At 66.8% G+C, this 23,897-nt stretch carries 25 protein-coding genes; 11 read left to right on the top strand and 14 right to left on the bottom strand.

What is annotated here, in order from left to right; translation table 11 throughout:
• Positions 1-32: 32 nt before the first annotated feature.
• Both VGK27_10950 and tatC read left to right on the top strand, forming a co-directional pair.
• The gene (locus VGK27_10950) at positions 33-1,412 is read left to right on the top strand and encodes a TldD/PmbA family protein (GenBank protein ID HEY3490621.1); all 1,380 of its coding nucleotides are present in this window, start codon (positions 33-35) and stop codon (positions 1,410-1,412) included.
• Positions 1,412-2,155 carry a twin-arginine translocase subunit TatC gene (gene tatC / locus VGK27_10945; protein HEY3490620.1) on the top strand — a complete coding sequence of 248 codons (744 nt, stop codon included), beginning with the start codon at positions 1,412-1,414 and terminating at the stop codon, positions 2,153-2,155. Before VGK27_10950 ends, tatC begins: the two co-directional genes overlap by 1 nt.
• Before the next feature lie 45 nt (positions 2,156-2,200).
• Here tatC and VGK27_10940 read toward each other — a convergent pair whose 3' ends face one another.
• Together VGK27_10940 and bioB are read right to left on the bottom strand one after the other, a co-directional pair.
• Complete coding sequence (locus tag VGK27_10940) at positions 2,201-2,893, bottom strand: PEP-CTERM sorting domain-containing protein (GenBank protein ID HEY3490619.1); 693 nt, start codon at positions 2,891-2,893, stop codon at positions 2,201-2,203.
• Positions 2,894-3,051: 158 nt separating this feature from the next.
• Positions 3,052-4,032 (bottom strand): biotin synthase BioB, encoded by a 981-nt coding sequence (gene bioB, locus VGK27_10935; GenBank protein HEY3490618.1) that lies wholly within the window; start codon positions 4,030-4,032, stop codon positions 3,052-3,054.
• A gap of 157 nt (positions 4,033-4,189) precedes the next feature.
• On the opposite strand from bioB, the gene VGK27_10930 reads away from it, so the two are divergent.
• From VGK27_10930 to VGK27_10915, 4 genes are read left to right on the top strand one after another with little or no spacing between them, the layout of a single operon-like run.
• Entirely contained in the window at positions 4,190-4,840 is a 651-nt protein-coding gene (locus VGK27_10930) for an HAD-IA family hydrolase (protein ID HEY3490617.1), read from the top strand.
• Positions 4,841-4,850: 10 nt separating this feature from the next.
• Complete coding sequence (locus VGK27_10925) at positions 4,851-5,465, top strand: JDVT-CTERM system glutamic-type intramembrane protease (protein ID HEY3490616.1); 615 nt, start codon at positions 4,851-4,853, stop codon at positions 5,463-5,465.
• A gap of 5 nt (positions 5,466-5,470) precedes the next feature.
• Positions 5,471-6,568 (top strand): hypothetical protein, encoded by a 1,098-nt coding sequence (locus VGK27_10920; protein ID HEY3490615.1) that lies wholly within the window; start codon positions 5,471-5,473, stop codon positions 6,566-6,568.
• A 52-nt stretch (positions 6,569-6,620) separates the two neighbouring features.
• Positions 6,621-7,817 (top strand): phosphoglycerate kinase, encoded by a 1,197-nt coding sequence (locus tag VGK27_10915; GenBank protein HEY3490614.1) that lies wholly within the window; start codon positions 6,621-6,623, stop codon positions 7,815-7,817.
• Here the strand turns inward: VGK27_10915 and VGK27_10910 are convergent.
• Positions 7,814-8,113 (bottom strand): hypothetical protein, encoded by a 300-nt coding sequence (locus VGK27_10910; GenBank protein ID HEY3490613.1) that lies wholly within the window; start codon positions 8,111-8,113, stop codon positions 7,814-7,816. The genes VGK27_10915 and VGK27_10910 overlap by 4 nt on opposite strands.
• A gap of 74 nt (positions 8,114-8,187) precedes the next feature.
• On the opposite strand from VGK27_10910, the gene ligA reads away from it, so the two are divergent.
• From ligA to VGK27_10885, 5 genes are read left to right on the top strand one after another with little or no spacing between them, the layout of a single operon-like run.
• Positions 8,188-10,311: an NAD-dependent DNA ligase LigA gene (ligA, locus tag VGK27_10905; protein ID HEY3490612.1), complete on the top strand. Its 2,124-nt coding sequence runs from the start codon at positions 8,188-8,190 to the stop codon at positions 10,309-10,311.
• Entirely contained in the window at positions 10,304-10,588 is a 285-nt protein-coding gene (locus VGK27_10900) for an acylphosphatase (GenBank protein ID HEY3490611.1), read from the top strand. The genes ligA and VGK27_10900 overlap by 8 nt, the downstream gene beginning before the upstream one ends.
• On the top strand, positions 10,563-11,570 hold the full coding sequence (gene amrS / locus VGK27_10895; GenBank protein HEY3490610.1) for an AmmeMemoRadiSam system radical SAM enzyme: 1,008 nt from the start codon (positions 10,563-10,565) through the stop codon (positions 11,568-11,570). Before VGK27_10900 ends, amrS begins: the two co-directional genes overlap by 26 nt.
• A gap of 9 nt (positions 11,571-11,579) precedes the next feature.
• A complete protein-coding gene (locus VGK27_10890; protein ID HEY3490609.1) occupies positions 11,580-11,855 on the top strand; it encodes a hypothetical protein in 276 nt (91 codons plus the stop codon).
• Positions 11,856-11,862: 7 nt separating this feature from the next.
• A complete protein-coding gene (locus VGK27_10885) occupies positions 11,863-13,245 on the top strand; it encodes a sigma-54 dependent transcriptional regulator (GenBank protein ID HEY3490608.1) in 1,383 nt (460 codons plus the stop codon).
• Between the two features lie 5 nt (positions 13,246-13,250).
• On the opposite strand, the gene rsmI is transcribed toward VGK27_10885, so the two are convergent.
• The 11 genes from rsmI to VGK27_10830 form a co-directional block, all read right to left on the bottom strand.
• Positions 13,251-14,108, bottom strand: coding sequence for a 16S rRNA (cytidine(1402)-2'-O)-methyltransferase (gene rsmI, locus VGK27_10880; GenBank protein HEY3490607.1), 858 nt, complete (start codon positions 14,106-14,108; stop codon positions 13,251-13,253).
• 13 nt (positions 14,109-14,121) lie between these two features.
• Entirely contained in the window at positions 14,122-15,420 is a 1,299-nt protein-coding gene (locus VGK27_10875; protein HEY3490606.1) for a phenylacetate--CoA ligase, read from the bottom strand.
• A gap of 33 nt (positions 15,421-15,453) precedes the next feature.
• Positions 15,454-16,182 (bottom strand): ABC transporter ATP-binding protein, encoded by a 729-nt coding sequence (locus VGK27_10870; GenBank protein ID HEY3490605.1) that lies wholly within the window; start codon positions 16,180-16,182, stop codon positions 15,454-15,456.
• 8 nt (positions 16,183-16,190) lie between these two features.
• Complete coding sequence (locus tag VGK27_10865) at positions 16,191-16,964, bottom strand: ABC transporter ATP-binding protein (GenBank protein HEY3490604.1); 774 nt, start codon at positions 16,962-16,964, stop codon at positions 16,191-16,193.
• The gene (locus VGK27_10860) at positions 16,961-17,968 is read right to left on the bottom strand and encodes a branched-chain amino acid ABC transporter permease (GenBank protein ID HEY3490603.1); all 1,008 of its coding nucleotides are present in this window, start codon (positions 17,966-17,968) and stop codon (positions 16,961-16,963) included. Before VGK27_10860 ends, VGK27_10865 begins: the two co-directional genes overlap by 4 nt.
• A 14-nt stretch (positions 17,969-17,982) precedes the next feature.
• The gene (locus VGK27_10855) at positions 17,983-18,864 is read right to left on the bottom strand and encodes a branched-chain amino acid ABC transporter permease (protein ID HEY3490602.1); all 882 of its coding nucleotides are present in this window, start codon (positions 18,862-18,864) and stop codon (positions 17,983-17,985) included.
• Positions 18,865-20,013: an ABC transporter substrate-binding protein gene (locus tag VGK27_10850; protein HEY3490601.1), complete on the bottom strand. Its 1,149-nt coding sequence runs from the start codon at positions 20,011-20,013 to the stop codon at positions 18,865-18,867.
• 46 nt (positions 20,014-20,059) lie between these two features.
• Complete coding sequence (locus tag VGK27_10845; protein ID HEY3490600.1) at positions 20,060-21,208, bottom strand: ABC transporter substrate-binding protein; 1,149 nt, start codon at positions 21,206-21,208, stop codon at positions 20,060-20,062.
• A gap of 31 nt (positions 21,209-21,239) precedes the next feature.
• Positions 21,240-21,671 carry an ACT domain-containing protein gene (locus VGK27_10840; protein HEY3490599.1) on the bottom strand — a complete coding sequence of 144 codons (432 nt, stop codon included), beginning with the start codon at positions 21,669-21,671 and terminating at the stop codon, positions 21,240-21,242.
• A gap of 330 nt (positions 21,672-22,001) precedes the next feature.
• Positions 22,002-23,303, bottom strand: a complete 1,302-nt coding sequence (locus VGK27_10835) for a phenylacetate--CoA ligase (GenBank protein ID HEY3490598.1) — start codon at positions 23,301-23,303, stop codon at positions 22,002-22,004.
• The gene (locus VGK27_10830; protein HEY3490597.1) at positions 23,300-23,896 is read right to left on the bottom strand and encodes an indolepyruvate oxidoreductase subunit beta; all 597 of its coding nucleotides are present in this window, start codon (positions 23,894-23,896) and stop codon (positions 23,300-23,302) included. The genes VGK27_10835 and VGK27_10830 overlap by 4 nt, the downstream gene beginning before the upstream one ends.
• Position 23,897: the final 1 nt, after the last annotated feature.

Here is a 23,897-nt window from a genome sequence, read left to right as displayed (position 1 = left end):
CAACATACCCATTCCGGAAAGGACGCCATCGGATGCTCTCCCGAATCGACGTGGCACCCATCCTGAAAGCGCTGCTCTCGCGGGGCGGAGACTACGGGGAACTTTTCTACGAGGAAGTCCGGGCGTTGAACATCCTGTTCGAGGACGGGAACGTCGAACGGGTCGCCGCCGGGAACGACTCCGGGGTCGGCGTCCGGCTGCTGGTCGGCGGGCGGACCTTCTACGCTTACGCCAACGAATGCAGGGCGGAAACGCTGACTGGGCTGGCATACGACCTCGCCCGCTACGCGGAAGGGGGCGGCGTCCCCGTTTCCCTGCCCGCGTCGATGGCAGCGGCGCGGAACCCCTCTCCCGTCCGGGTTTCGCCCGCGGCCCGCGGCATCGCGGAAAAGGTGGCGCTCACCGCGTTGATGGACCGGGTCGCGCGCGGCGAATCGCCGAAAGTGCGGCAGGTGCGGGCCACGTACGGCGAGATCGAGCGGACGATCGAGGTCGCGGCGCACCCGGGCGTGTTCGCCTCCGACGCCCAGACGCATTCCCTGCTCACGGTCCAGTGCATCGCGGGCGGCGACGGCGGGCTCACGATGGGCTACGAGACGGGGGGCGGCACGGCCGGCTTCGAGTTCCTCGATGAGTTCGTCCCCGAGACGCTCGCCCGAACCGCGGCGGGGCGCGCGTTGCGCAACCTGACGGCGCCGAAGCTGCCCGGGGGGCGGATGCCGGTCGTCCTCTCCGCCGAGGCGGGCGGGACGATGGTGCACGAGGCGATCGGCCACGGGCTCGAGGCCGATCTCGCGCGGCAGGGGATGTCGGTCTACAAGGATTCGCTGGGGAAGGCGGTCGGAAGCCCGCTCGTCACCATCGTCGACGACGCGACCGTCCCCGGGAAGCGCGGCTCGTTCGGCATCGACGACGAGGGGACACCGGGGCAGCGGACGCTGCTCGTCGAGAACGGCGTGCTCAAGGGCTTCCTCCACGACCGGCTCTCGGCGATGAAGGAAGGCGCGGCCCCGACCGGCAACGGGCGTCGCGAGTCGTACCGGCACAAGCCGATCCCGCGGATGACCAACACGATCATCCTGCCCGGCGCATCCTCCCCCGAGTCGGTTCTCGCCCCCGTCGACCGCGGGCTGTTCGTCGTCCGGATGGGGGGCGGCCAGGTCAACACGGTCACCGGCGACTTCATGTTCGAGGTGGCGGAAGGCTACCGGATCGAGAACGGAAAGCGGGGCGAACCGGTGCGCGGCGCAACGATCACGGGCAACGGCCCCGAGGCGCTCATGATGATCGACGCGGTGGGCAGCGACCTGGGCTTCGGGCTGGGCACTTGCGGGAAAGACGGGCAGGGCGTCCCCGTAGGCGATGCCCAGCCGACGCTGCGATTCGGCCCCCCCTGGATCACGGTGGGGTGATGGCGCTGGACTCCGACCGGGTCCGGGCCGTGCTCAACGGGCTCGACGAGGCCCGCCGAGGGCTCGCGATCTACCTCGTCCTCGTCCTGGTCCTGACGCTCGGATGCTTCTTCGCCTCCGAACCGATCCTCGCGCGGATGCTCCCGCTGCTGGGGAAGAAGCTGGTCGCCTACGACCCGGCCGAGCCGTTCCTCACGCTGCTTTCCCTCTCGTTCTATTCCGCCTTGTACCTGTCGCTGCCCGTCGGCGTGTGGTTCGTCTGGCGCGGCGTCTCGGCGCGCCTCTTCCCGCAGTGGCGCTGGATGGGCGGGCTGGTCGTCCTGATCGCGACGTCGCTCTTCGCGGCCGGCGCGATCCTGTGCTGGCGGGTGCTGCTGCCGGCGGGGATCGGGTTCCTCGTCAGCTTCGAGGCCGACGGCACGCGGGCGTTCATCTCAGCCCGGACCTTCGTCTCTTTCGTCGGGACGATGCTTTTGGCTTTGGGGCTGGCGTTCGAGATGCCGCTGGTCGCCTATTTCCTGGCGCGCGCCGGGTGGCTCACGCCCGCCTTCTTCAAGAAGCGCTGGCGCCACGCGGTGCTGGTCTGCACCGTGGCCGCCGCCGTCATCACCCCCACGCCCGACGTCTACAACATGACGCTCATGGCGCTGCCGCTGCTGGGGCTCTACTTCGTCAGCTTCGGGGTGGTGTCGCTCGTGTCGAGGGGGAAAGGAAACGGCGGCGGAGCGAATGCGGTGAAATAAGGGAAGAGCCGGGAGGGAGATGCCCCCCTCCCGGCGAAACCGGAACTAGTTCTTCACTGCGAAGCGCGACCTTCCGAGTCCCGCCAGGGCGACGAAGCCGCTGCCGAGCAGCATCATCGTCCCCGGCTCGGGAACCGCCGAAGGCTTGGTGCCGGACTCTCCCTCGATCCGGATTCCCAGGCGAAGCTCCTCGTAATCGGGCCCGGGAATCCATGTCTTGGCCGTCCAGTCGTAATGGGCGTCTTTTTCGAGCGGGTTCTGGGCCTCGCCCAGCATGTGACCATCATAGTAGCTGGAGTCAGGCGCCTCGAACGTGAGCCAGTAACTTCCGGGCCCCACGTCCCAAGCGAACCCATCAGCGCCGAACCAGTCGTAGTTATATCCGTTGCGCGAGGTCACGGTTCCGGAACCGGCCTTTACGGAAAACTCTTGGGAGAACAGCGTGTCGCCGGGGATCATGCCGACGTTGGCATGGAGGACGGCAAGCAGCTTGCCCGCGTTGCTGCAGTCGAAGAATCCCTGCACGCCGGTGATGGTTGTGGGGCCATTGATGGTGAATTCGCTGCCGAGCCACTGGCTGTAGTTGAGCGTCCAGTCGGGAAGGCGAGTCCCTCCGGCACTTTCGGCAATCACGGGGCCTGTATAGACGATGGCATTCGCCTGAGCGGCGCCCGCGGAAAGCAGGCAGAGGAGGAGTGCGGAGAGAACGGTGAGGGTCGTGCGGCGGGTGCCCTTCATGAGTCGTGATTCTCCTTTGAGTGAGAAATCTAGACAAACCAAGAGGACGCATGCACGTTACACGCCACTGATATTAACTGTTGTTTGTCGGCATGTTATACCGGCGCACACGGATCAGGCCCGTCTTCGAACCTCCAGATTGGGCAATTAATTTCCTGTTATTCCCGTATCGACAGCGCCAGGTCCTCGATCATCCGCCGGTCCTCCGCTTCCGGACGCCCCGCCGTCGTGAGGTAGTTCCCCACCATCGTCCCGGTCGCGCCGGCGGGGAATATCAGGCACTGCAGGTCCCGCAGGTTGACCTCGCGCCCGCCGCAAAGGATGATCTCCCGCGTGGGATGCACCAGCCGCAGCATCGCGATGATCTTGATGCAGGCAAACGGGGTCAGTTCCCGCTTCCCCTCCGAAGGCGTCCCCTCAACCGGGTTGAGGAAATTGACCGGGATCGAGTCGACGTCGAGTTCGCGCAGCATCAGCGCCAGCTCGACCCGGTCGTCGTCGCTTTCCCCGAGTCCGAAGATCCCGCCGCTGCAGACCCAGGCCCCGGCCTCCTTCGCGGTGCGGACCGCCGCGACGTCCTGGTCGTAGGCATGCGTGGTGCAGACGTTCGGGAAAAACGAACGGGAGGTCTCGAGATTGTGGTGGACCGAACGGAGGCCGCGGGAGACGAGGTAGGCCACCGCATCGGCCGGAAGCGTCCCCAGACTGGCGCACGTTTCGAGCCCGAGCTCGCCCGAGATCCGCGCGACGGCGTCGCCCACCCGCTCGAGCTCCTCCCGGTTCCGCATCGACAGCCCGGAGGCCACGATCGAGAATTCGCGCGCGCCGCGCTCTTTTGCGCCCCGCGCCGCCTCGACCATCGAATCGGCGTCGATCAGCGGGTAGCGCTTGATGTCGGCCTTCGACCTCCGCGACTGCGCGCAGAAGGAGCAGTCCTCGGAACAGTGGCCCGATTTCGCGTTGACGATCGAGCAGAGCCGGATCGCGTCGCCGATGAACCGGTTGCGCACCCGCTCGGTCACGTCGAGCAGCCGCCAGAGCGCCTCGCGCGGCAGGCGCAGCACCGCAAGCGCGTCCTCCGCCCCGATTCCCCCCTCGGACAACGCCGCCTGCTCGATCCGCGCCCAGAATGCTTCCATGCCTACTCCCCGTCTCGAAAAGTTATCCTTTGCATTCTGGGGACTGGGCGGCGTGCTGTCAACCCGCCCGGCAAACAAAAGGTTTACATCGCTCCCCTGCGCGCCGCAAGGGCGCTGAGGTTGACTCGGGAAGGCGGTCGGAAGGTAGAATAGGAATATGGAAAAGAGATTGCTGGTGTTTGACCTCGACGGGACGCTGGTCGATTCGCGGGAAGACCTGGCGGTGTCCGTCAATTACACGATGGCGCAGCACGGGCTCCCCGCGCTCCCGTACGAAAAGATCCTTTCGTATGTCGGCGACGGCGTGACGATGCTGCTCCGGCGGGCGATCGGGCCGGGGCACGAGGAGATGTTCCCGGCGATCCGGAGGACGTTCCTGGCTCATTACCGGGAGCACCTGCTTGACCACACCCTCCCCTACCCGGGGGTCCTCGAATCGCTCCTGGCGCACGGCGACCGGTACCGGACGGCGGTGCTCACGAACAAGCCGATCGGAATGACGCACGCCATCCTCGACGGCCTCTTTCCGCCCGGAACCTTCCGCGAGATCCGGGGAGGCGACAGCTTCGCGACCAAGAAGCCCGACCCGGAAGGGCTGATCGACATCATGGCCTCCGAGCACGTTTCCACGGCCGAGACGTTGATGGTGGGCGACTCGTCGAACGACGTCCGCGCGGGCGCCGCCGCCGGGGTGGCGACCTGCGGCGTCACCTACGGCCTCGGCTGCCACGGCTTCGCGGAATACCCGCCCGACTTCACGGTCGACCATTTCCCCGACCTGTTCGGGCGGATCCGGCCGGCCGGGTAAGAATCCCGCCGTGGACACCTCTCCTGCCAAGGCGTCGGGTCTTCCGGTCACGGCACTATGCGAACTGGCGGGCATCGCATTGCTGCTGCGGCTCGCGGTGGGCCTCGCGCTTCCGTGGCTCCCCCCGGCCATCCTCGCGATCCTGCTCTTCGCCTATGTCCCGATGCTTCATTATCGCGGGATCGGGCTCCCGGCCTGGGCCACGACGATCGGCACCCCCGGGCGGACGGCGTCCACGCTCCTCGGAACCGCGCTTCTGGGTTGCGTCGTCTATTTCCTCTGGCTCCGCCTGCCGCTGCCCGCCCCCCTGAAACCGGGCCCAGCCCCGGCGATCCCCCGCCCGCTGGCCTTTGCGCTCTTCCAGGCGGCGATCGCGCTGAGCGAGGAGATCTTCTTCCGCGGCTACCTCCATGACGCCTTCACCCGGCACGGCCGGAAGCCGCTGCTCTGGACTTCATTTCTCTTTGCGGCCGCCCACATCGCGATCACCCCGTCGGCCTGGCGCGCGATGACCTTCTTCCCCGCCCTCCTGTTCGGCTGGTCGCGGGATCGGACGGGCAATGTCTACGCGCCGGCGCTGCTGCACCTGGCATTCAACCTGCTGCCGGCATTTTTCGGAGGATGATTTCGATGACCGACGTGCGCGTCGACTCGGGGAACCTGTTCTTCTTCTTCGCCTATGACATCGGCTTCGACATCCACCTGGGGGAGGCGGCCACGCTGTGCCGCGGCGTCGAGTCGCCGGGGCTCTTGGGGTCGCGTCCCGCCCCGGCGCACCTGCAATATCGCCCGAAACCGCTCCTGGTCCCCCTCGGGCCGGTGACGATCGCCGGCCGCTCGGGCCCCCTCACGCTCGATACCTCGGCCAAGCTGTTCGACTTCGGCGCGCTCTCCGTGACGCTCTCGCTGCCCGCCGCCGCGATGCCGTGGGACGACTTCGTCGCAACCGCGATCGCCCTCGCATCCGACGACCGCCTCGGAGCCGCTGCACGCGCGCTCGCGCAGCGACTCTTCGAGGTCGTCCGCCCGGCCGTCGCCCGCGCCTCGTTCGCCGACCTCGTCGAGGAGTACGCCCTCTGGCACGTCGGGCAGTTCTCCCCGAGCATGACCGGCACGGAGGCGCTCGCCGTCCTCCGGCAGGACATCGCGCGGCTGCTCATGCTCGAATCGGGGAGGTTCTCGGCCGAGGCGCTGCCCGAGATCGTCGGAAACCCGGTGCGCTACTACGACAACGACCTGTTCCTCGCCGAGTGGGATGCAGCCTTCGTCTACGACCCGAGATTCCGCGATACCCTCGAGGTGATCGAATTCCTCAACGTCCAGATGCTCGAGCTGCGCTTTTTCGACCGGCTGCTGCATGGCGCGATCGACGAGATGGGCGACGAGATCCGCCGAAAACGGCGGCTGCCCGCGATCCTCCACGACCCCCACGAGAAGCCGCTGCGCCGGCTTTCCGAGCTCAAGCTCGACGTGACGCTGTTGCGCGAGCGGACCGACAACACGCTCAAGATGGTCGGCGACGCCTACCTCGCCCGGATCCACGACACGGTCCGGAAAAAGGCGGGCGCCGAGCGATGGGAGGCGACGATCCGCGACCAGCTCGGCACGCTCGAGGACATCTACACCGTCATCAACAACCGGGCCGCCGCAGGCCGCGCCGAGACGCTCGAGGCGATCGTCATCGTCCTCATCCTGATCGAGATCGTGATGGGACTATTCCGCCACTAGCCCGATCTGATACCATTCCCGCAAGGAATATTCCCTTCCCCCAGGAGGCTTCATGAACGTGCGCACGGTCAACCAGCTCAAGCTCGCGGACAAGCGGGTACTCATCCGCGTCGATTTCAACGTCCCGATGGACAAGTACGGGCAGGTCACCGACGATACGCGCATCCAGGCGGCGCTGCCCACGATCCGGCTTGCGTCCGAGGCAGGGGCAAAGGTCATCCTCGTGTCGCACCTGGGGCGACCCAAGGGCAAGCGCGTCCCCGAGATGAGCCTCGAGCCCGCGGCGAAACGGCTTTCGATCGTCATGGGGAAGGAGATCGGGTTCGTGCCTGATTGCATCGGGCCGGCGGTCGAGGCCGCAGTCGCCGCCCTGAAGCCGGGCGACGTCATCCTGCTCGAGAACATCCGCTTCTACCCCGAGGAAGAGAAGAACGACGATGCCTTCGGGGCCAAGCTCGCCGCGCTGTGCGACGTCTACGTCAACGACGCCTTCGCTACTGCGCACCGCAGCCACGCCTCGAACGTCGCGATCACCCGGCACGTTGCCGAGAAGGCGGCCGGGTTGCTGATGAAGAATGAAATCGACTATTTCGAAAAGGCGTTCGTCGCGCCCGCGCGGCCGCTGGTCGCCATCTTCGGCGGGGCGAAGATATCGGGCAAGATCGACGCGATCCGGAACGTGCTGGGCAAGGTCGACAAGATCATCATTGGCGGCGCCATGGCCAACACGTTCATCGCCGCGCACGGCTATCCCACCGGTTCGTCGTTCTACGAAGCCAACATGGTCGAGATGGCCAAGGAGGTCATCGCGGTCACCTCGGCGCGCAAGCTGAAGCTTTATCTCCCGGTCGACTTCCTCGTCGCCGACCGGTTCGACTCGACGGCCGAGACCAAGGTCGTCCCGCTCAAGGAAATTCCCGAAAACTGGTCCGCGGTCGATATCGGTCCCGCCTCCCAGATGCTGTTCAAGGAAATCCTGTGGGACGCGAAGACCATCGTCTGGAACGGGCCGATGGGCGCCTTCGAGATTCCGCCCTTCGCCAGCGGCACCTTCTCGATCATCCACGCCCTGGCCACCAGCCCTGCCGTCACCATCGTCGGCGGGGGAGATTCGGGCAAGGCGCTCCAGAGCACCGGCCTTTCAGGGAAGATGTCCTACGTCTCGACCGGCGGCGGGGCGTTCCTCGAGCTGCTCGAAGGGAAACCGCTGCCGGGCCTCGTGGCGCTCGAATCCGGCCAGCCGATCTAGCTCCAGTACCCGGCCTTCTTGTGCTCGTCGATCTCTTCCTCGAGCATCCGCAGGTGCCGCTCCTCTTCCTCGATGAGCCTGCGGTACATCTCGCGGCCCCGCTCGTCGTTGGCCTCTTCGAGGAAGCGACGGTAGAATTCGAGTCCCGCCTGCTCGTGCCGCAGCGCGTCGAGCAGGTTCTGGTTGAATTTCATCAGATCGGAGACGCCGACGTAATCGGCGCCATATTGCCCGGTGGCTTCGTCCTCGGGCTCGGGCTTTCCGCCGCCGGTGATCTTTTTCCATAAGGATGACATGCATCACCTCCGTGGTCGTGGTCCCATTGTATAATCTTTCAGCAGGGACACGTCACCCCCTTTCGGAGCCCCCCTTGACGCACCCTTCACCCGCAGATCGGATCATCGAACTCCGCCGCCTGATCCGGTACCACAACGACCGCTACTACGTCGACGACGCCCCCGAAATCGACGACGCCGAATACGACGCGCTGTTCCGCGAGTTGCGCGACCTCGAATCCGCGCATCCCGAGTCCTTCGATCCCGATTCGCCGACCCGGAAGGTGGGCGGAACCCCGTCCGCCGGTTTCCGGAAAGTCCCCCACGCGGTCCCGATGACCTCGCTCGAGAACGCCTTCAGCGCCGACGACCTGCGCGATTTCCTGTCCGGCATCCGAAATTTCATCCTCGAACTCCGGGACCCCGGCGCCCCCATCGCGCTCGTGGCCGAGCCGAAGATCGACGGCCTTTCCTGTTCGCTCCGCTACGAGGCGGGGCGCCTGGTCGCCGGCACGACGCGCGGCAACGGCGCCGAGGGCGAGGACGTCACCGCCAACGTCCGGGCCATCGCCGACATCCCGCACCGGCTCAAGGGCGACGGTTGGCCCGCCGTGCTCGACGTCCGCGGCGAGGTCTACATGTCCGACGCCGACTTCCTGGCGCTCAACGAACGGCAAGAAGCGGAAGGCGCCAAGACGTTCGCGAACCCCCGCAATGCCGCCGCGGGGAGCCTCCGTCAGCTCGATCCCGCCGTCACCTCCCGGCGGTCCCTCCACTTCTTCGCGTATGCGTGGGGCGAATCCTCCGAGCCCTTCGCGCAGACCCAGTGGGAGGCACGCGCGAAGCTGGCCGGCTGGGGCTTCGTCCTCAACGAACCGGCCGAGCAGCTCACCGTGTCCGGCAGCGACGATTCCGGGCTGCTCCGCTATTATGACAACCTGCGGGACCGGCGCGCCTCGCTCGGATTTTCCATCGACGGGATCGTCATGAAGATCGACCGGCTCGACTGGCAGGTCCGCCTGGGCTTCGTCAGCCGCGCCCCCCGCTGGGCCATCGCCTGGAAGTTTCCCCCCGAGCAGGCGGCCACGGTCATCTCCCGGATCGTCGTCCAGATCGGCCGTACGGGCAAGGCCACCCCCGTCGCGCATCTCGTCCCGGTCAATGTCGGGGGCGTCCTCGTCTCGCGCGCCACCCTGCACAACGAGGACGAGATCCGCCGCAAGGATATCCGCGAGGGCGACACGGTCGTCATCCAGCGGGCCGGAGACGTCATCCCGCAGGTCGCCGGGGTGGTCCTCGAACGAAGGCCCGCCGGCAGCGTCCCGTTTCGCTTCCCGTCCGAATGTCCCGAATGCGGCAGCCGCCTGGTCCGCGAGCCGGGCGAGGCCGGGACCTACTGCACCGGCGGCCTCGTATGCGCCGCACAGGCGCGCGAACGTCTTCGGCATTTCGTGTCGCGAGGCGCGCTCGACATCGAGGGGATGGGCGACAAGAATATCGAGCTCTTCTACGACAAGGGCCTGGTCCGCACGCCGGCCGACATCTTTACATTGGAATTGCGCGACGGCCGGGAAGCGCCGCCGCTCGCCACCTGGACGGGGTGGGGGGAAATTTCCGCGCACAAGCTGTTCGAGGCGATCCGGCGCGCGAGCGTCGTCCCGCTTGACCGCTTTATCCTCGCGCTGGGGATCCGGCAGGTGGGGGAAGCGACGGCCCGGCTGCTCGCGCGGCGCTACCTGTCGCTCGTCCGCTGGCGCGCCGCCATGGAGGCGGCGGCCGACCCGGCCTCCGAAGCGCACCACGAACTGCTGTCGATCGAGGGCATCGGCGAAAGCGTGGCCGACGACCTCGTCGCCTTCTTCCGCGAGCCGCACAATCTGGCGTTGCTCGATCGCCTGACGCTTCCCTCCGGAGGGGAGCCCCCGCTTCTTTCCGTGGGCGACTTCCAGCCGCCGGCCGCTGCCGGGGCCGTCGCCGGGAAAACGGTGGTCTTCACGGGCACGCTCGAGACCATGAGCCGCTCCGAAGCCAAGGCACGCGCCGAGGCGATGGGGGCGAACGTCGCCGGCAGCGTCTCGGGCAAGACCGATTACGTGGTCGTCGGCGCCGACGCCGGCTCGAAGGAAAAAAAGGCGCGCGAACTCGGCCTGACGGTTCTTTCCGAAGCCGGGTGGCTGGCGCTGATCGACCGCGGTCGAGGGAGGGATAACGATGGATGAGCAACGGGTCGAAGCGCACGTCGTCGTGACCGGCCGGGTGCAGGGAGTCTGCTTCCGCGACTTCACCCAAAGGGCCGCCCTCGGGGAAGCGGTCTGCGGATGGGTCCGCAACCTGCCCGACCGCAACGTCGAGGCGCTGCTCCAGGGCAACCCGGTCGCGGTCGCCCGGGTGATCCAGCAGATGCGGGTCGGGCCGCCGGCCGCCCGCGTAACCGACATCCGCGTCGACATGCGCCCTGCCGAGGTGCCCCATGATAAATTCGAGATCCGATACTGAAGCGCCGGTCGCCTCCTGGTGGCAGCCCGAGGGGGACGCCGTCCGTTGCACGCTGTGCCCGCATCGCTGCCGTATCCCCGACGGGAAGCACGGGATCTGCGGGGTTCGTTTCAATGCGGGGGGGACGCTGCGCGCAGAAACCTGGGGGAAGGTGTCCGCCGTCGCGGTCGACCCGATCGAGAAAAAGCCGCTTTTCCACTTCCACCCCGGACGCCCCATCCTGTCGGTCGGCTCGGTCGGCTGCAACTTTCGATGCGCCTTCTGCCAGAACGCCCACCTGGTCGACGGCAAGGCCCCGCTCGAAACGGTCGGGATCGGCGACCTGATCCGGGCCGCCCGGGTCGAGGAGAGCGTGGGCATCGCGTACACCTACAACGAGCCGACGATCGGCTTCGAGTTCCTGCGCGATTGCGGGCGCGCCTTCCGCGAGGTCGGGCTGGTCAACGTCCTCGTGACCAACGGCTACATCAATCCTGAACCGCTTTCCGAGCTGCTGCCGCTCATGGACGCGATGAACATCGACCTGAAGTCCATGAAGCCGGAGTTCTACCGGCGCATCTGCGGGGGAACGCTCGAGCCGGTGCTCGAAACGATCCGCATGGCCTCGAAGGCGACCCACGTCGAGCTGACGACGCTCCTGGTCACCGGCGAAAACGATTCCGACGCCGACATCCGGAAGGTGGTCGACTTCGTCGAGTCCGTCGACCCGGAGATCCCCCTCCACTTCTCCCGCTACTTCCCGATGCACCGGATGACGGCCCCCCCGACGCCGCCCGGGCGGCTCGAATCGGCCCTCCGGATCGCCTCAGCACGACTTCGATACGTCTACGCGGGCAACATCGACCTGTCCGGAGCCTCCGACACCCGATGCCCCGCCTGCGGCGAGACCGTCGTCCGACGCCAGGGCTACCGGATCGACGCCTCGGGCCTCTCAGGCAACCGGTGCGCGGCCTGCCGCACGCCGCTCCGTTTCGTGGTATAAGCATACCCAATGGTCCCTGTTCCCTCCAAGACGCGCCCATTGCTGCTCCGTCACGCGTTCAGGACCGCGCCGGCGGTCCTGATGCTGGGTTTCGCCCTAACCGCATCCGCGGCTCCGCTCCCCGTGCCCGACAACCTCGACGCCTCCTCGCCTGCGGCGTTCGAGCAGCGCCGGGCGGTCGAAAAGGCCAGCCGGTCCAGGTATCGCGACCTCGAGATCGCCTCCCTCGTCCTCATTCTTGCCGCCGGCGGCGTCGCGGTCTGGTGGACGCTCCGGAGGAAATGACCCGCCCATGAATACCCCCATGCGCCTCCTGATCGTCGACGACGAGCCCCAGCTGCTCGACCTGCTGGGCGATTTCTTCGCGCCGAGCGGCTGCGATGTCCGGAAGGCCTCCTCCGGCACCGAGGCCATCGAGCTGATCGAACGCGAGCGTTTCGACGTCATCCTGACCGACCTCAAGATGCCCGGGCCCGACGGCCTCGAGGTGCTCCGGATCGCCCGGAAGATCCAGTCCGATGCCGAGGTCGTCATGATGACCGGGTACGCGACGGTCGACAACGCCATCGAGGCGATGCGCGCGGGCGCCTTCCACTACCTGATGAAACCGTTCAAGGGACAGGAAGTGGTCAACCTCGTCGAGAAGGCCTACGCGCACCGGCAGCTTCGCCGCGAAAACCAGTTCCTCAAGTCCGAGTTCCGGGGAGAGTACCAGATCCAGGCCATGGTCGGCACCAGCGCCCCGATGCAAGAGATGGTCGCCGCCATCACCCGGCTTGCCGACACCGACACCCCGGTGCTTCTGACGGGCGAGCGAGGCGCGGGACGCACCCTCGCGGCGCGGGTGATCCATGCCCAGAGCGCGCGGGCGGGCGGGTTGTTCGTGGCGGTTTATTGCGCGGGAAAACAGGAAGAGATGCTCGAGGACGAGCTGTTCGGACATGCGGCCGGCGCCTGGCAGCAGGCGCTGCTGCCCGCGGCAGGCAAGATCGAGATGGCCAACCGCGGCACGCTGTACCTCGCGGACGCAGGCGAGGCCTCCCTCCGGGTCCAGGGGCGGATTCTCGAGTTTCTATCCACCCGCGCCGTTCGCCCGATCGGGGGTGCCCAATCCGTGGAAATCGACGTCCGGCTGGTGGCGTCCTGCTCCTGCACCGGCACGCGCCCGCCCGAGGCCGCGCTGGGACCCGAGCTTCGCGCGGCGTTCGCTCCCGGCACGATCGCGGTGCCGCCGCTCCGGGAACGCGTCGAGGACATCCCGCTGCTTCTCCACCATTTCCTGTTCGAGGCCAACCGGGAACGCAAGAAGCCGCTCCAGGGGTTCAGCCAGGCGGCGCTGACCGCTCTGACCGGGTATCCGTGGCCCGGAAACGTCCGGGAGCTTCGCGACCTGGTCCGCCAGATCGCCGGAAAGAAGCGCCAGGGAACGCTGGTCGACGCCACCGATCTGCCGACCGACATCTTCTACGGACGCCGCCGCAAGCAGACCGTCGACGCCTCGCCCGCCGCATCGCCGCCCGACCTGCTCCTCCAGGCCATCGAGGGGATCGAGAAGCCGATGGTGCTTCAGGCGCTCGCGCTCGCCGGGGGCGACCGGCGCGAGGCCGCGGCCATCCTCAACATCGACCTGCCCGCGTTCGAGGAGCTCGCGCTCCGCCACAAGATCGACGTCTGAAGCCCTCAAGCTTCCGTCGACGGTTCCTTTTCCCCGCGGGATCGCTGCTTCAGGATCTCGGCGTAGACTTCCTTCCGCGATAAACCCGTCCGGTCCGAGATCTCCCGCGCCAGGTCGCGCGACGATCCCGAGGCGTCTTCGAGCGCGGCCGCGACGATCTCGTCGACCGACAGCTCGATCGTCTTCGACGCCCCCGCAACGACCAGCGTCACTTCGCCCAGAACCGATTCGCGCCCGCCCAGCTCGGCCGCCAGTTCGGACAGCGTTCCCCGCAAGATCTCCTCGTGAATCTTCGTCAGCTCGCGCACCACGCACGCGCGCCGGTCCCCCAGCGTCTCGGCCGCCTCGACGAGAAAAGCCGCGACCCGGTTGGGCGACTCGTAGAAGATCATCGTCCGCGTCTCCCCGGAGAGCGCGACGAGCGCCTTGCGCCGCTTTTCCTTCCGGTTGGGGAGGAACCCCTCGAAGGTGAAATGGTCGGTCGGCAGCCCCGACACGACCAAGGCCGAGATGAGCGCCGACGGTCCGGGGATCACCTCGACATGCACGCCCGCAGCGATCGCGTCGCGCACCAGCTCGTAGCCGGGGTCCGAGATCGCCGGCGTCCCCGCGTCGGAAACCAGCGCCACGCTCTCGCCGTCGGCCAGCCGCCGAAGGATTCCGAGGCTCGCGCGCTGCTTGTTGTAATCGTGATAGATGGCGAGCGGCGTGCGGATCTCGTATTTGTTGAGCAGCTTGACCGTCCGCCGGGTATCCTCGCAGGCGACGACCGCGACTTCCTTCAGGACCCGCAGCGCACGAAAAGTGATGTCCTCGAGATTTCCCAGCGGCGTTGCGACGATGTAAAGCGTTCCGGAGCCCATATCGCGTTCCCCCCTATAGTTTGCGATTATCGATGACGCGCTTCGCTTTTCCCTCGAACCGCTCGAGGGTCTTGGGTTCGACCAACTTGACGTCGACGGTGATCCCCAGCTCGTGAGCGATCCGCTTCTGGAGCTTCTCGACCATCTCCTTCTGGCGCCGCATCTGGTCGAAGAAGATCTCCTCGGACACCTCGACCCGGACGGTCACCTTGTCCAGCGCGCCCTTGCGATCCACGACGATCTGGTAGTGCGGCGCGATCCCCTCCATCTCGAAGAGCACCGTCTCGATCTGCGTCGGGTACACGTTGACGCCGCGGATGATCAGCATGTCGTCGGTCCGCCCGGAGATCCGCTCCATGCGCCGCCCCGTGCGGCCGCACGGACAAACGCCCGGCATCAGGCGCGTCAGGTCGCGCGACCGGTAGCGGATCAGGGGAAACGCCTCCTTCGTCAGCGTCGTGATGACGAGTTCGCCCTGCTCGCCCGGTGCAACGGGCTCAAGCGTTTCCGGGTCGATCACCTCGACGAGGAAATGGTCCTCGTTGAAATGCTGGCCGTTCCGCTCGAGGCACTCCCCGGCGACGCCCGGCCCCATCACCTCGGACAGCCCGTAGTTGTCGGTCGCGATGATCCCCAGCTTGTCCTGGATCTCCTGCCGCATCCGTTCGGACCACGGTTCGCCGCCCAGGAAGCCGTACTTGAGCGACAGCTCGGCACGCGGGATGCCCATGTCGCGGACCGTGTCGGCGATCAGCATCGCATAGGAAGGGGTGGCCACGAGCGCCGTGCTCTTGAAGTCGCGCATGATCTGGATCTGACGCGCCGTGTTGCCGCTGGAGACCGGGATGACCGAGGCCCCGATCCGCTCGGCGCCGTAGTGCAGCCCGAACCCTCCGGTGAACAGGCCGTAACCGAAGGATATCTGGACGACGTCATCCTTCCCCGCGCCCCCCATCACCAGGATGCGGGCGACCAGGTTGCTCCACGTCTTGATGTCGTTGCGCGTGTAGCCGACGACCGTCGCGTTTCCGGTCGTGCCGGACGAAGCGTGGATCCGCACGACCTCGCGAAGGGGTACCGCGAACAGCCCGTAAGGGTAGTTTTCGCGCAGGTCGTTCTTGGTCGTGAAGGGCAGCTTCGCCAGGTCGGAGAGCGAGCAAACGTCCTCGGGCGCGATCCCGATCGCGTCGAACGCCTTCCTGTAGAACGGCACGTGTGCATAGACGCGGTTGAGCGTCGCCTGCAGCCGTTCTAGCTGGAGCTGCTCGAGCTCCTCTCGCCCCATGCATTCGCTATCGGATTCCCAGTACACGGATCGTCCCTCCTCGGATGAATCGCGATACCACTATTTCCCGGCGTCCCGCCCCAGGTATGCGCGCTGGACGTCGCGGTTGGCGAGCAGCTCCTCGGAGCTGCCGTGAAGCACGACGCGGCCCGTCTCGAGCACGTAGCCGCGGTCGGAGATCGACAGCGCCGCCCGCGCGTTCTGCTCGACCAGAAGAATGGTCATGCCTCGATCGGCGCGCAGACGCGCCACGTGCTCGAAGATCTCCCGGATCACCTTCGGCGCAAGCCCCATCGACGGCTCGTCAAGCAGCAGCACCTTCGGCCGCGACAGCAGCGCACGGCCGATGACCAGCATCTGCTGCTCTCCGCCCGACAACGTCCCGGCTGCCTGCCGACGACGCTGTCCCAGCACGGGGAATAACCCGTAGAGCTGTTCGATCTCGTCCCGGATCGACGCCGCAGCCCGCCATGTGTACCGATGGTACGCTCCCAGCAGCAGGTTGTCCTCGACGGAGAGCGGCTTGAACACGTGCCGCCCCTCGGGCACATGGGCGATCCCCTTCCGGACGATCCGGTCGGGCTTTTCGGTCGTGATCCCGGCGCCGTCGAGCGCGATCTCCCCCGAGGTCGGGCGGACGAGTCCGGAGATCGCGGCCAAAAGCGTCGTCTTGCCCGCGCCGTTGCCGCCGATGAGCGCCACGATCTCCTTTTCCTTCACGTGGACGGACGCCGACCGGAGCGCGTGGATCATCCCGTAGTGCACCTGGAGGTTCTTCACCCGCAGCATCGAATGTGTCAGCCCTCCTCGCCCAGGTAGGCCGCGACGACCGCGGGATTGCGCTGGACCTCGACCGGCGTGCCCTCGGCCAGCACCTCGCCGTAGTTGAGGACGAGCACCCGGTCGGAGATGTCCATGACGAGCGCCATGTCGTGCTCGACCATCAGGACCGTGATGCCGCGCGTCACGATCCGGCGGATCAGCGCGCCCAGCGCGGCGGTCTCGCGGATGTTGAGACCGGCCGCCGGCTCGTCGAGCAACAGCAGCCGGGGGCGAGCGGCCAGCGCGCGGGCGATCTCGAGCAGCCGCTGCGATCCGAAGGGGAGCTGCCCCGCCGGGAGCGCAGCCTCCCCCGCAAGCCCGACGAAGTCGAGTTCGGCCATCGCCTCGTCGCGCAGCCGGCGCTCCTCGCGGAAATAGCGGGGCGTCCTCAGGAAGAATTCGAGCGGTCCGTATTTCCCGGACAAGTGCGCCCCGGTCAGCACGTTCTCGAGCACCGTCATATTGGTGAAGATCTCCAGGTTCTGGAAGGTGCGGACGATGCCCCTCTGCGCAATTGCGTGGGGCGGCCGCCCCGAAAGCGTCTCCCCGTCGAGCAGGACCGTCCCGGCGTCGGGGGCATAGAAGCCGGTGATCACGTTGAACAGCGAGGTCTTGCCCGCGCCGTTCGGCCCGATCATCGCATGGACCGTCCCGGACGCCACGGAAAAAGCGACGTCGTGCAGCGCGGTGACGCCGCCGAAGCGGAGGGTGATCCCCTCCCCGCTGAAAAAGGGTGCGGAAGAGGTCACGCGTCCTCCCTTCCGGCATCAGGCAAAACCGCGGCGTCGGCCTTCTTCCCTCGGAAGAGGCGCCGCACCCGCGACAAAAGTCGGCACGCCCCCTCGGCCAAGCCGCCCGGCAGGAAGCGCATGGTCAGGATGAGGATGGCGCCGTAGATGAGGATGTCGTAGTTCTCGATCGCCCGTAACCATTCGGGCAGCACGGTCAGGAAGACCGCGCCCGCCAGCGCGCCCCAGAGCGACGCCATTCCCCCCAGCACCACCATGGTCACGATCTGCACCGAGGCGTTGAAGCTGAACGATCCGGGCGATACGAAGGTGACGAAGTGGGCGTAGAGCGCGCCTGCGATCCCTGCGTAGACCGCCGACAGCACGAAGACGAACGCCTTGTAGCGGGGCACGTCGATCCCGAGGACCGACGCGGCCGACTCGCTCGTATGGATCGCCCGGAGCGCGCGCCCCATCCGCGAGTGGACCAGGTTCTGCGCAAGGACGAACAGCAGGAAGGCGATTCCCCAGACGATGAAATAGTATTCCCGGTCGGAGGTGAACGTCCGGCCGAAGGCGGAGAGGCGCGGGATCCCGGTGAAGCCCGACGGCCCGGCGGTGAGCCCGACCGCCTCATTGAGCACGATATAGACGATGACGCCGAAACCCAGCGTTCCCATCGCGAGGTAGTGTCCCTTGAGCTTGAGCGTGGGAATGCCGATCAGCGCGGCGGTGACGCCCGAGAGCAGGACGCCCGCGGCGACCCCGGCCGGCACGGGCCAGTGATAAGTGGCGGTGAGGATGCCGCTCGCATAGGCCGACAGCCCGTAGAAGGCGGCGTGCCCGAGCGAGATCTGCCCCGCGTATCCCAGGAGCAGGTTGAGCCCCATCGACAGGATGGCGAAGAAGCCGGCGACGATGAGTACCGACTGGTAGTAGTCGGGCAGTAGGAAAGGGGCCAGGACTATCGCGGCCGCGAACGCCGCCAGCCCGGCCAATGCCCCTTTCGACCCGATAGAGGACATTGCGCGGTCGCTCCTTAGACCCGGTCCGCCGACGCCTTGCCAAAAAGGCCGGAGGGGCGCAGGAACAGGAGCGCCAGCAGGATGACGAACGCGATCGCGTCCTTGTAGCCCGAGGACAGGATGCCCGCGCCCATGGATTCGAGGACGCCGATGATCAGACCCCCCGCGACCGCCCCGAAGGGATTGCCGAGGCCGCCGAGAATGCAGGCGGCGAACCCCTTGATGCCCAGCAGGACGCCGACATCGTAAGCGGTCAGCGTGATCGGCGCCAGGATCACGCCTCCGAGCGCCCCGACCAGCGCCGAGAAGGCGAACGACAGCGTCACCATGACGTCGACGTTGATCCCCATGAGCGATGCGGCCCTTCGGTCGCAGGCGCAGGCGAGCATCGCCTTCCCCGTGATGGTCCGGTCGAAGAACATCTTCATGGCCGCCACGACCGCGATCGTGATCCCGACGACCCAGAGCGTCTGGGGCAAAAGCGAGGCGCCGGCGATCGGGATCGCGGCCCCCTCGGAAAAGGGAGGAAGGGAGTGGGTGTCCTTGCCGAAGACGAGCATCGCGCCGCCGCGAAGGAGGATCGAGATCCCGATCGTGACGATGACCAGCGTGACGGGCGGGCGCCCGCGCATCGGCCGGATGGTCAGCCGGTCGACCGCGACGCCGATCGCGGTCACCAGGAGCACGGCGAGAGGAACCGCCGCCGGCAGCGGCAATCCTCCCCAGGTCATCGAAAACACGGCCAGCATCCCCCCCAGCATGACGAACTCGCCCTGCGCGAAGTTGATGATGCCGGTCGTGTTGTAGATCATCGTGAAACCGAGGGCCGTGAGCCCATACGTGGCGCCCACGGTCACCCCGGACACGAAGAACTGGAGCAGCGAGGAAAACGGCACTTACTTGAGCATCTCCCATCCGCCCTTGGTGATCCGGACCATCACGAAAGCCTCTTCGGTCAGCCCGTTGTGGTCGGCCGGCGTGAAGGTGAACTCGCCCGTCGTGGCCCAGAAACCCCTGGTCTTCTCGAGGGCATCGCGGACGGCGGCCGGCTCGGCCGACTTGCCCGCCTTGATGGCGTGCGCCAGCAGCGACAGGGCGTCGTAGGCGTAGCCGCCGAACGAGGAGACCGGCGCCTTGAAGCGTTTCTCGTAGTCGCCGGCGTATTTCGCGAGCAGCTTCTTCTGCGGGTGCTTCGCCGCCACCTGCTCGTCGACGATCAACCGACCGGCGGGGAGCAGGATCCCTTCGGCGTTTTCCTTGCCCGCCAACTCGATGAACTTGTTGGAGGCGACGCCGTGGCTCATGTAGAGCGGCATCGCGATGCCGAGCTGCGTCCGGTTGCGGGCGACGACCGCAGGGCCGGGGTTGGTCCCCCAGCAGACGATCGCCTGCGCCGGCGTCCCCTTGATCTTGGCGAGCTGCGCGTTCATGTCGGTGTCCTTCGGTCCGAACACCTCGTCCGCGACGATCATCATGTCGAACTTGCCCGCGAGCTCCTTGAGCTCCTTGCGCCCCGCCGCACCGAACGCGTCGGAGGCGGTCAGGATCGCCATCTTCCGGATGCCCGCCTTTTTCGCATGCCTGTAGATCTGCCGTACCGCGAGGACGTCGCTCTGCGGCGTCTTGAACACGAACTTCCGGACGGGTGAGACGATGTCGATCGCCGCAGCGCAAGAGACCAGCGGCACCTTCGCCTCCTCGGCCTTCGGCGCAATGGCCATCGTGCTGCCGGTCGTGCTGGGCCCGATGATCGCCGAGACCTTGTCCTTCTTAAGCAGCCGGTCGACCGCGATCACTGCCTTGGTCGGGTCGCTCTCGTCGTCGTAGACCACGAGTTCGATCTTGCGGCCCAGGAGACCACCCTGCCTGTTGATCTCCTCCTCGAGCATCCGGGCCGTGTTCCGTTCGGGCTCGCCGAGGAACGCCGCCGGCCCGGTCACCGAAAAGATCGCGCCGATCCGGATCGGCTCGGCGGCGAATGCGGCCCCCCCCGTCAGCAGCGCCGTCCCCAACAGCGCCGCCATGACCTTCCTTATCCCCCTCATGGTCCGTCTCTCCTCCCGGATACGGCTCTCCTTGCGGAATCGCCGTTTATTTCAACAGTTCCCAGTCCCCCTTGACGATCTTCACCATGACCATCGAGTCCTCGGTCAGCCCGCTGTGATCGACCGCCGACAGGTTGAACTCGCCGCCGATGCCCCAGAAGCCGCGGATTTTCTCGATGTTGTTGCGGATCGAGGCCGGATCGGCGGACTTGCCGTTGCGGATCGCCATCTCGATCAGTTTCATCGCATCGAAGGCGTGGCCGCCGAACGCCGAGACCGGCTGCCGGCATTTCTTGTCGAAATCGCGGCAGTAGCCGGACAGGACCTTCTTCTGCGGGTGCTTCGGATCGACCTGGTCCTCGACGAGGATCCGCCCCGCGGGCAGGAAGATCCCCTCGACGTTCTCCTTTCCGGCCAGTTCGATGAACTTCTTGGAGGCGACCCCCTGGCTCATGTAGAGCGGTGTCTTGATGCCCAGCTGCGCCCGGTTTCGGGCGACGACCGCCGGCCCCGGGTTGGTGCCCCAGCAGATGATCGCCTGCGCCGCGGTCCCCTTGATCTTGGCGAGCTGCGCGGTCATGTCGGTGTCCTTGGGCCCGAAAACGTCGTCCGCCACGATCGTGATGCCGAACTTGGGGGCAAGCTCCTTGAGGTCTTCCCGGCCCGCGGAACCGTACGCGTCGGAAGCCGTCAGCAGCGCCACCTTCGTCCAGCTGTTCTTCTTCGCATGCTGGTAGATCTTTTTCACGAAGATCGCGTCGCTCTGTGCGGTCTTGAACACGTACTTCTTCACCGGCAAGTTGATCTTTTTGGCTGCCGCGCAAGAGATGAGCGGAATCTTCGCCGCCTCGACCTTCGGGATGATCGCCAACGTGTTGCCGGACGTGCTGGGCCCGATGATCGCGACCACCTTGTCCTTCTTGATCAGCCGGTCGACCGCGGTCACCGCCTTGGTCGCGTCGCTCTCGTCGTCATAGACGACGACCTCGACCTTGCGTCCCAGGAGGCCGCCGGCCTTGTTGATCTCGGCTTCCATCATCTTGGCCGTGTTGCGCTCGGGCTCGCCCAGGAACGCGGCCGGGCCGGTCACCGAGAAGATCGCCCCGATCTTGATCGGCTCGGCGGCGAACGCCGTGCCCCCCAACAGCAGCGCGCCCCCCAGCAGCGCCGCACAAATCCCTTTCCTTCCCTTCATCGCCGTCTCCTTCCGTGCATTCCTGTTCGCGTTAAAGCGCGTAGACTTCCTCGCCCTTGAGCACCCGGACGCCCGCTCCGATCAGCGTCTCGATCGCCTTGTCGATGTCGTCGAAGCGGAAGATGATGATTGCGTTGTCGCCGGAGCGCTGGACGAAGGCGTACATGTACTCGACGTTGATGCCCGCCCCGTCGAGCAGCTTGAGGATGCCGGAGAGGCCGCCCGGGTTATCGGGCACCTCGAGCGCGACCACCTCGTTCTTGCCCACCGTGAAGCCGCCCGCCTTGAGCACTTCCTTCGCCTTCGCCGAATCGTTGACGATCAGACGCAGGATGCCGAAGTCGGCCGTGTCGGCCAGCGAGAGCGCCCGGATGTTCACGCCCGCCGCCGCCAGCGTCGCCGTCACCTCGGCCAGCCGCCCGGACTTGTTCTCGAGGAATATCGATATCTGCTCGACCTTCATCGCGCCACCTCCGTCATCATATGGGATCGTCACCGCTCCATTTTGGCTCGGCCTGTAGCTTCCCGGCTAGGCGCCACGCGGGGGCGCCCTTCCCGGGGGACGTCTTGTCGGCCCATCCATGGGCCGCCTGCAACTCCCTTCGGCGATCCTCCGGCATCCATGCCTCCCGGATCACCTTAGAGGCCCCCGTCCAGGGCCCCCGCTTTGGCGTACGCCGTGGAGCGTGAAGCCTCGGTAAAATCCACCCCGTTCCCCGCGCGACGGACATCCACAATCGGCGATCGGCTCGCCGGCGCGGAAGCGACCGTTGGCCGATCGCCCCCCGGCACCCTACAGCTTGCGGTTGTCGATCACGCGCTTGGCCTTGCCCTCGCTGCGCTGGATCGCCTTCGGCTCGACGAGCTTGACCTTGCACGAGATGCCGAGCAGGTCCTTGATCGTGTGCTCGACGCGCTTCGACAGCCCCTCGAGGCTCTTGACCTTGTCGGAGAAGATCGACTCGTCGATCTCGACCTGCACCTCGAGGACGTCGAGCGCCTCCTCGCGCGAGACGATGAGCTGGTAGTGTGGCTCGACGCCCTCGACCGCCATCAGCACCGACTCGATCTGGGACGGGAAGACGTTGACGCCCCGAATGATGAGCATATCGTCGGTGCGTCCGGAGACGCGCTCCATGCGCATGTGCGTGCGGCCGCAGCGGCACGGCTCGGGGATGAGGCGCGAGATGTCGCGGGTCCGGTAGCGGATGACCGGGAACGCCTCCTTCGTCACCGTGGTGAACACGAGCTCGCCGGTCTCGCCCCACGGGAGCACCTTGCCCGTCGCGGGGTCGATGACCTCGGGGATGAAGTGGTCCTCGAAGACATGGAGCCCGTGCTTCTCCTCGAGACACTCGGACGCCACGCCGGGTCCCATCACCTCGGACAGGCCGTAGATGTCGATCGCGTCGATCTTGAGCTTCTTCTCGATCTCGAGGCGCATCGCCTCGCTCCAGGGCTCGGCGCCGAAGAAGCCGACCCGGAGCGCGAGCGTCGCGGGATCGATGCCGTCGTCGGTCATCAGCTCGGCCAGGTTGAGCGCGTAGGAAGGGGTGGACATCAGCACGGTGGAACCGAAATCCTGCATGAGCATGATCTGGCGCTTGTTGTTGCCGCCCGACATGGGGATGACGGTGCCGCCCAGCATCTCGGCGCCGTAGTGGGCGCCCAGGCCGCCGGTGAACAGGCCGTAGCCGTAGGCGACCTGGATGATGTCCTTGCGGGTCGCGTGGCCGCACGACAGCGTCCGGGCCATCAGCTCGGCCCAGGTGTCGATGTCGCGCTTGGTGTAGCCGACGACCACCGGCTTGCCGGTCGTGCCCGAAGAGGCATGAACGCGGACCACGCGCTCGAGCGGCTCGGCGAACAAGCCGAACGGGTAGGTGACGCGCAGGTCTTCCTTGGTGGTGAACGGCAGGGCGGACAGGTCGGAAAGCGAGCGGATCGATCCCGGGGCATAGCCCGCGTCGGACAGCTTCGCGCGATAGAAGGGCACCGCGGAAAAGACGCGGTCGACCATGGCGCGCAGCCGCTTTAGCTGGAGCGCCTGGAGCGCCTCGCGGGGCAGCGTCTCGAACTCGTCGTTCCAGATCATGCGGTCCCTCCTTGCGAAGCCGGCAGCTCGCGCCCCGCCCGGAAGGCGGCCAGGTTGACATCGAGGATCTTCGGCGGCAGCCGCAGCCGGAGCGCGTCTTCGTAGGCCTCCGCCGGCAGCGGCAGGAAATGCGATGCGGCCCCGACCAGGGCGACGTTGACCGCGCGGACCTCCTTGAGCGCCAGCGCCGCGGACAGCGCGTCGACCAGATAGACCCGCCCGGCCGCGGCGCGCAGCCGCGCCTCGACGTCGGCGGGATAGGGCTCGATGCCCCGGAGCACGGAAGGGGGCTGGATCTCCTGCGTGTTGGCGACCACGACGCCGCCCGGCGCCAGAAAATGGACGAAGCGGAGCGCCTCCATCTTTTCGAATGCGATCAGCAGATCGGCTGTTCCCGCCTCGATCAGCGGGGAATACACCCGCGCGCCGAACCGGATGTGCGTGGTCACCGCGCCGCCCCGCTGTGCCATGCCGTGCACGTCGCTCTTCTTCACGTCGTAGCCGGAATGCAGGAACGCCTCGGAGAGCAGCTCGGACGCCAGGAGCGTCCCCTGCCCGCCGACGCCCGCCAGGAAGATGTTTCCGCTGGTCATG

The organism is Candidatus Deferrimicrobiaceae bacterium, from assembly GCA_036504035.1.
GTDB lineage: Bacteria > Desulfobacterota > Deferrimicrobia > Deferrimicrobiales > Deferrimicrobiaceae > JANXPS01.
Note: the sequence above shows the minus strand (reverse complement) of the source record. Positions and strands in the feature narration are given on the sequence as shown.

Coding starts and splice junctions, on each gene's coding strand:
- VGK27_10950 (HEY3490621.1), top strand. CDS start 33: ATGCTCTCCCGAATCGACGTGGCACCCATCCTGAAAGCGCTGCTCTCG.
- tatC (HEY3490620.1), top strand. CDS start 1,412: ATGGCGCTGGACTCCGACCGGGTCCGGGCCGTGCTCAACGGGCTCGAC.
- VGK27_10940 (HEY3490619.1), bottom strand. CDS start 2,893: ATGAAGGGCACCCGCCGCACGACCCTCACCGTTCTCTCCGCACTCCTC.
- bioB (HEY3490618.1), bottom strand. CDS start 4,032: ATGGAAGCATTCTGGGCGCGGATCGAGCAGGCGGCGTTGTCCGAGGGG.
- VGK27_10930 (HEY3490617.1), top strand. CDS start 4,190: ATGGAAAAGAGATTGCTGGTGTTTGACCTCGACGGGACGCTGGTCGAT.
- VGK27_10920 (HEY3490615.1), top strand. CDS start 5,471: ATGACCGACGTGCGCGTCGACTCGGGGAACCTGTTCTTCTTCTTCGCC.
- VGK27_10915 (HEY3490614.1), top strand. CDS start 6,621: ATGAACGTGCGCACGGTCAACCAGCTCAAGCTCGCGGACAAGCGGGTA.
- VGK27_10910 (HEY3490613.1), bottom strand. CDS start 8,113: ATGTCATCCTTATGGAAAAAGATCACCGGCGGCGGAAAGCCCGAGCCC.
- VGK27_10900 (HEY3490611.1), top strand. CDS start 10,304: ATGGATGAGCAACGGGTCGAAGCGCACGTCGTCGTGACCGGCCGGGTG.
- amrS (HEY3490610.1), top strand. CDS start 10,563: ATGATAAATTCGAGATCCGATACTGAAGCGCCGGTCGCCTCCTGGTGG.
- VGK27_10890 (HEY3490609.1), top strand. CDS start 11,580: ATGGTCCCTGTTCCCTCCAAGACGCGCCCATTGCTGCTCCGTCACGCG.
- VGK27_10885 (HEY3490608.1), top strand. CDS start 11,863: ATGAATACCCCCATGCGCCTCCTGATCGTCGACGACGAGCCCCAGCTG.
- rsmI (HEY3490607.1), bottom strand. CDS start 14,108: ATGGGCTCCGGAACGCTTTACATCGTCGCAACGCCGCTGGGAAATCTC.
- VGK27_10870 (HEY3490605.1), bottom strand. CDS start 16,182: ATGCTGCGGGTGAAGAACCTCCAGGTGCACTACGGGATGATCCACGCG.
- VGK27_10860 (HEY3490603.1), bottom strand. CDS start 17,968: ATGTCCTCTATCGGGTCGAAAGGGGCATTGGCCGGGCTGGCGGCGTTC.
- VGK27_10850 (HEY3490601.1), bottom strand. CDS start 20,013: ATGAGGGGGATAAGGAAGGTCATGGCGGCGCTGTTGGGGACGGCGCTG.
- VGK27_10845 (HEY3490600.1), bottom strand. CDS start 21,208: ATGAAGGGAAGGAAAGGGATTTGTGCGGCGCTGCTGGGGGGCGCGCTG.
- VGK27_10840 (HEY3490599.1), bottom strand. CDS start 21,671: ATGAAGGTCGAGCAGATATCGATATTCCTCGAGAACAAGTCCGGGCGG.
- VGK27_10835 (HEY3490598.1), bottom strand. CDS start 23,303: ATGATCTGGAACGACGAGTTCGAGACGCTGCCCCGCGAGGCGCTCCAG.
- VGK27_10830 (HEY3490597.1), bottom strand. CDS start 23,896: ATGACCAGCGGAAACATCTTCCTGGCGGGCGTCGGCGGGCAGGGGACG.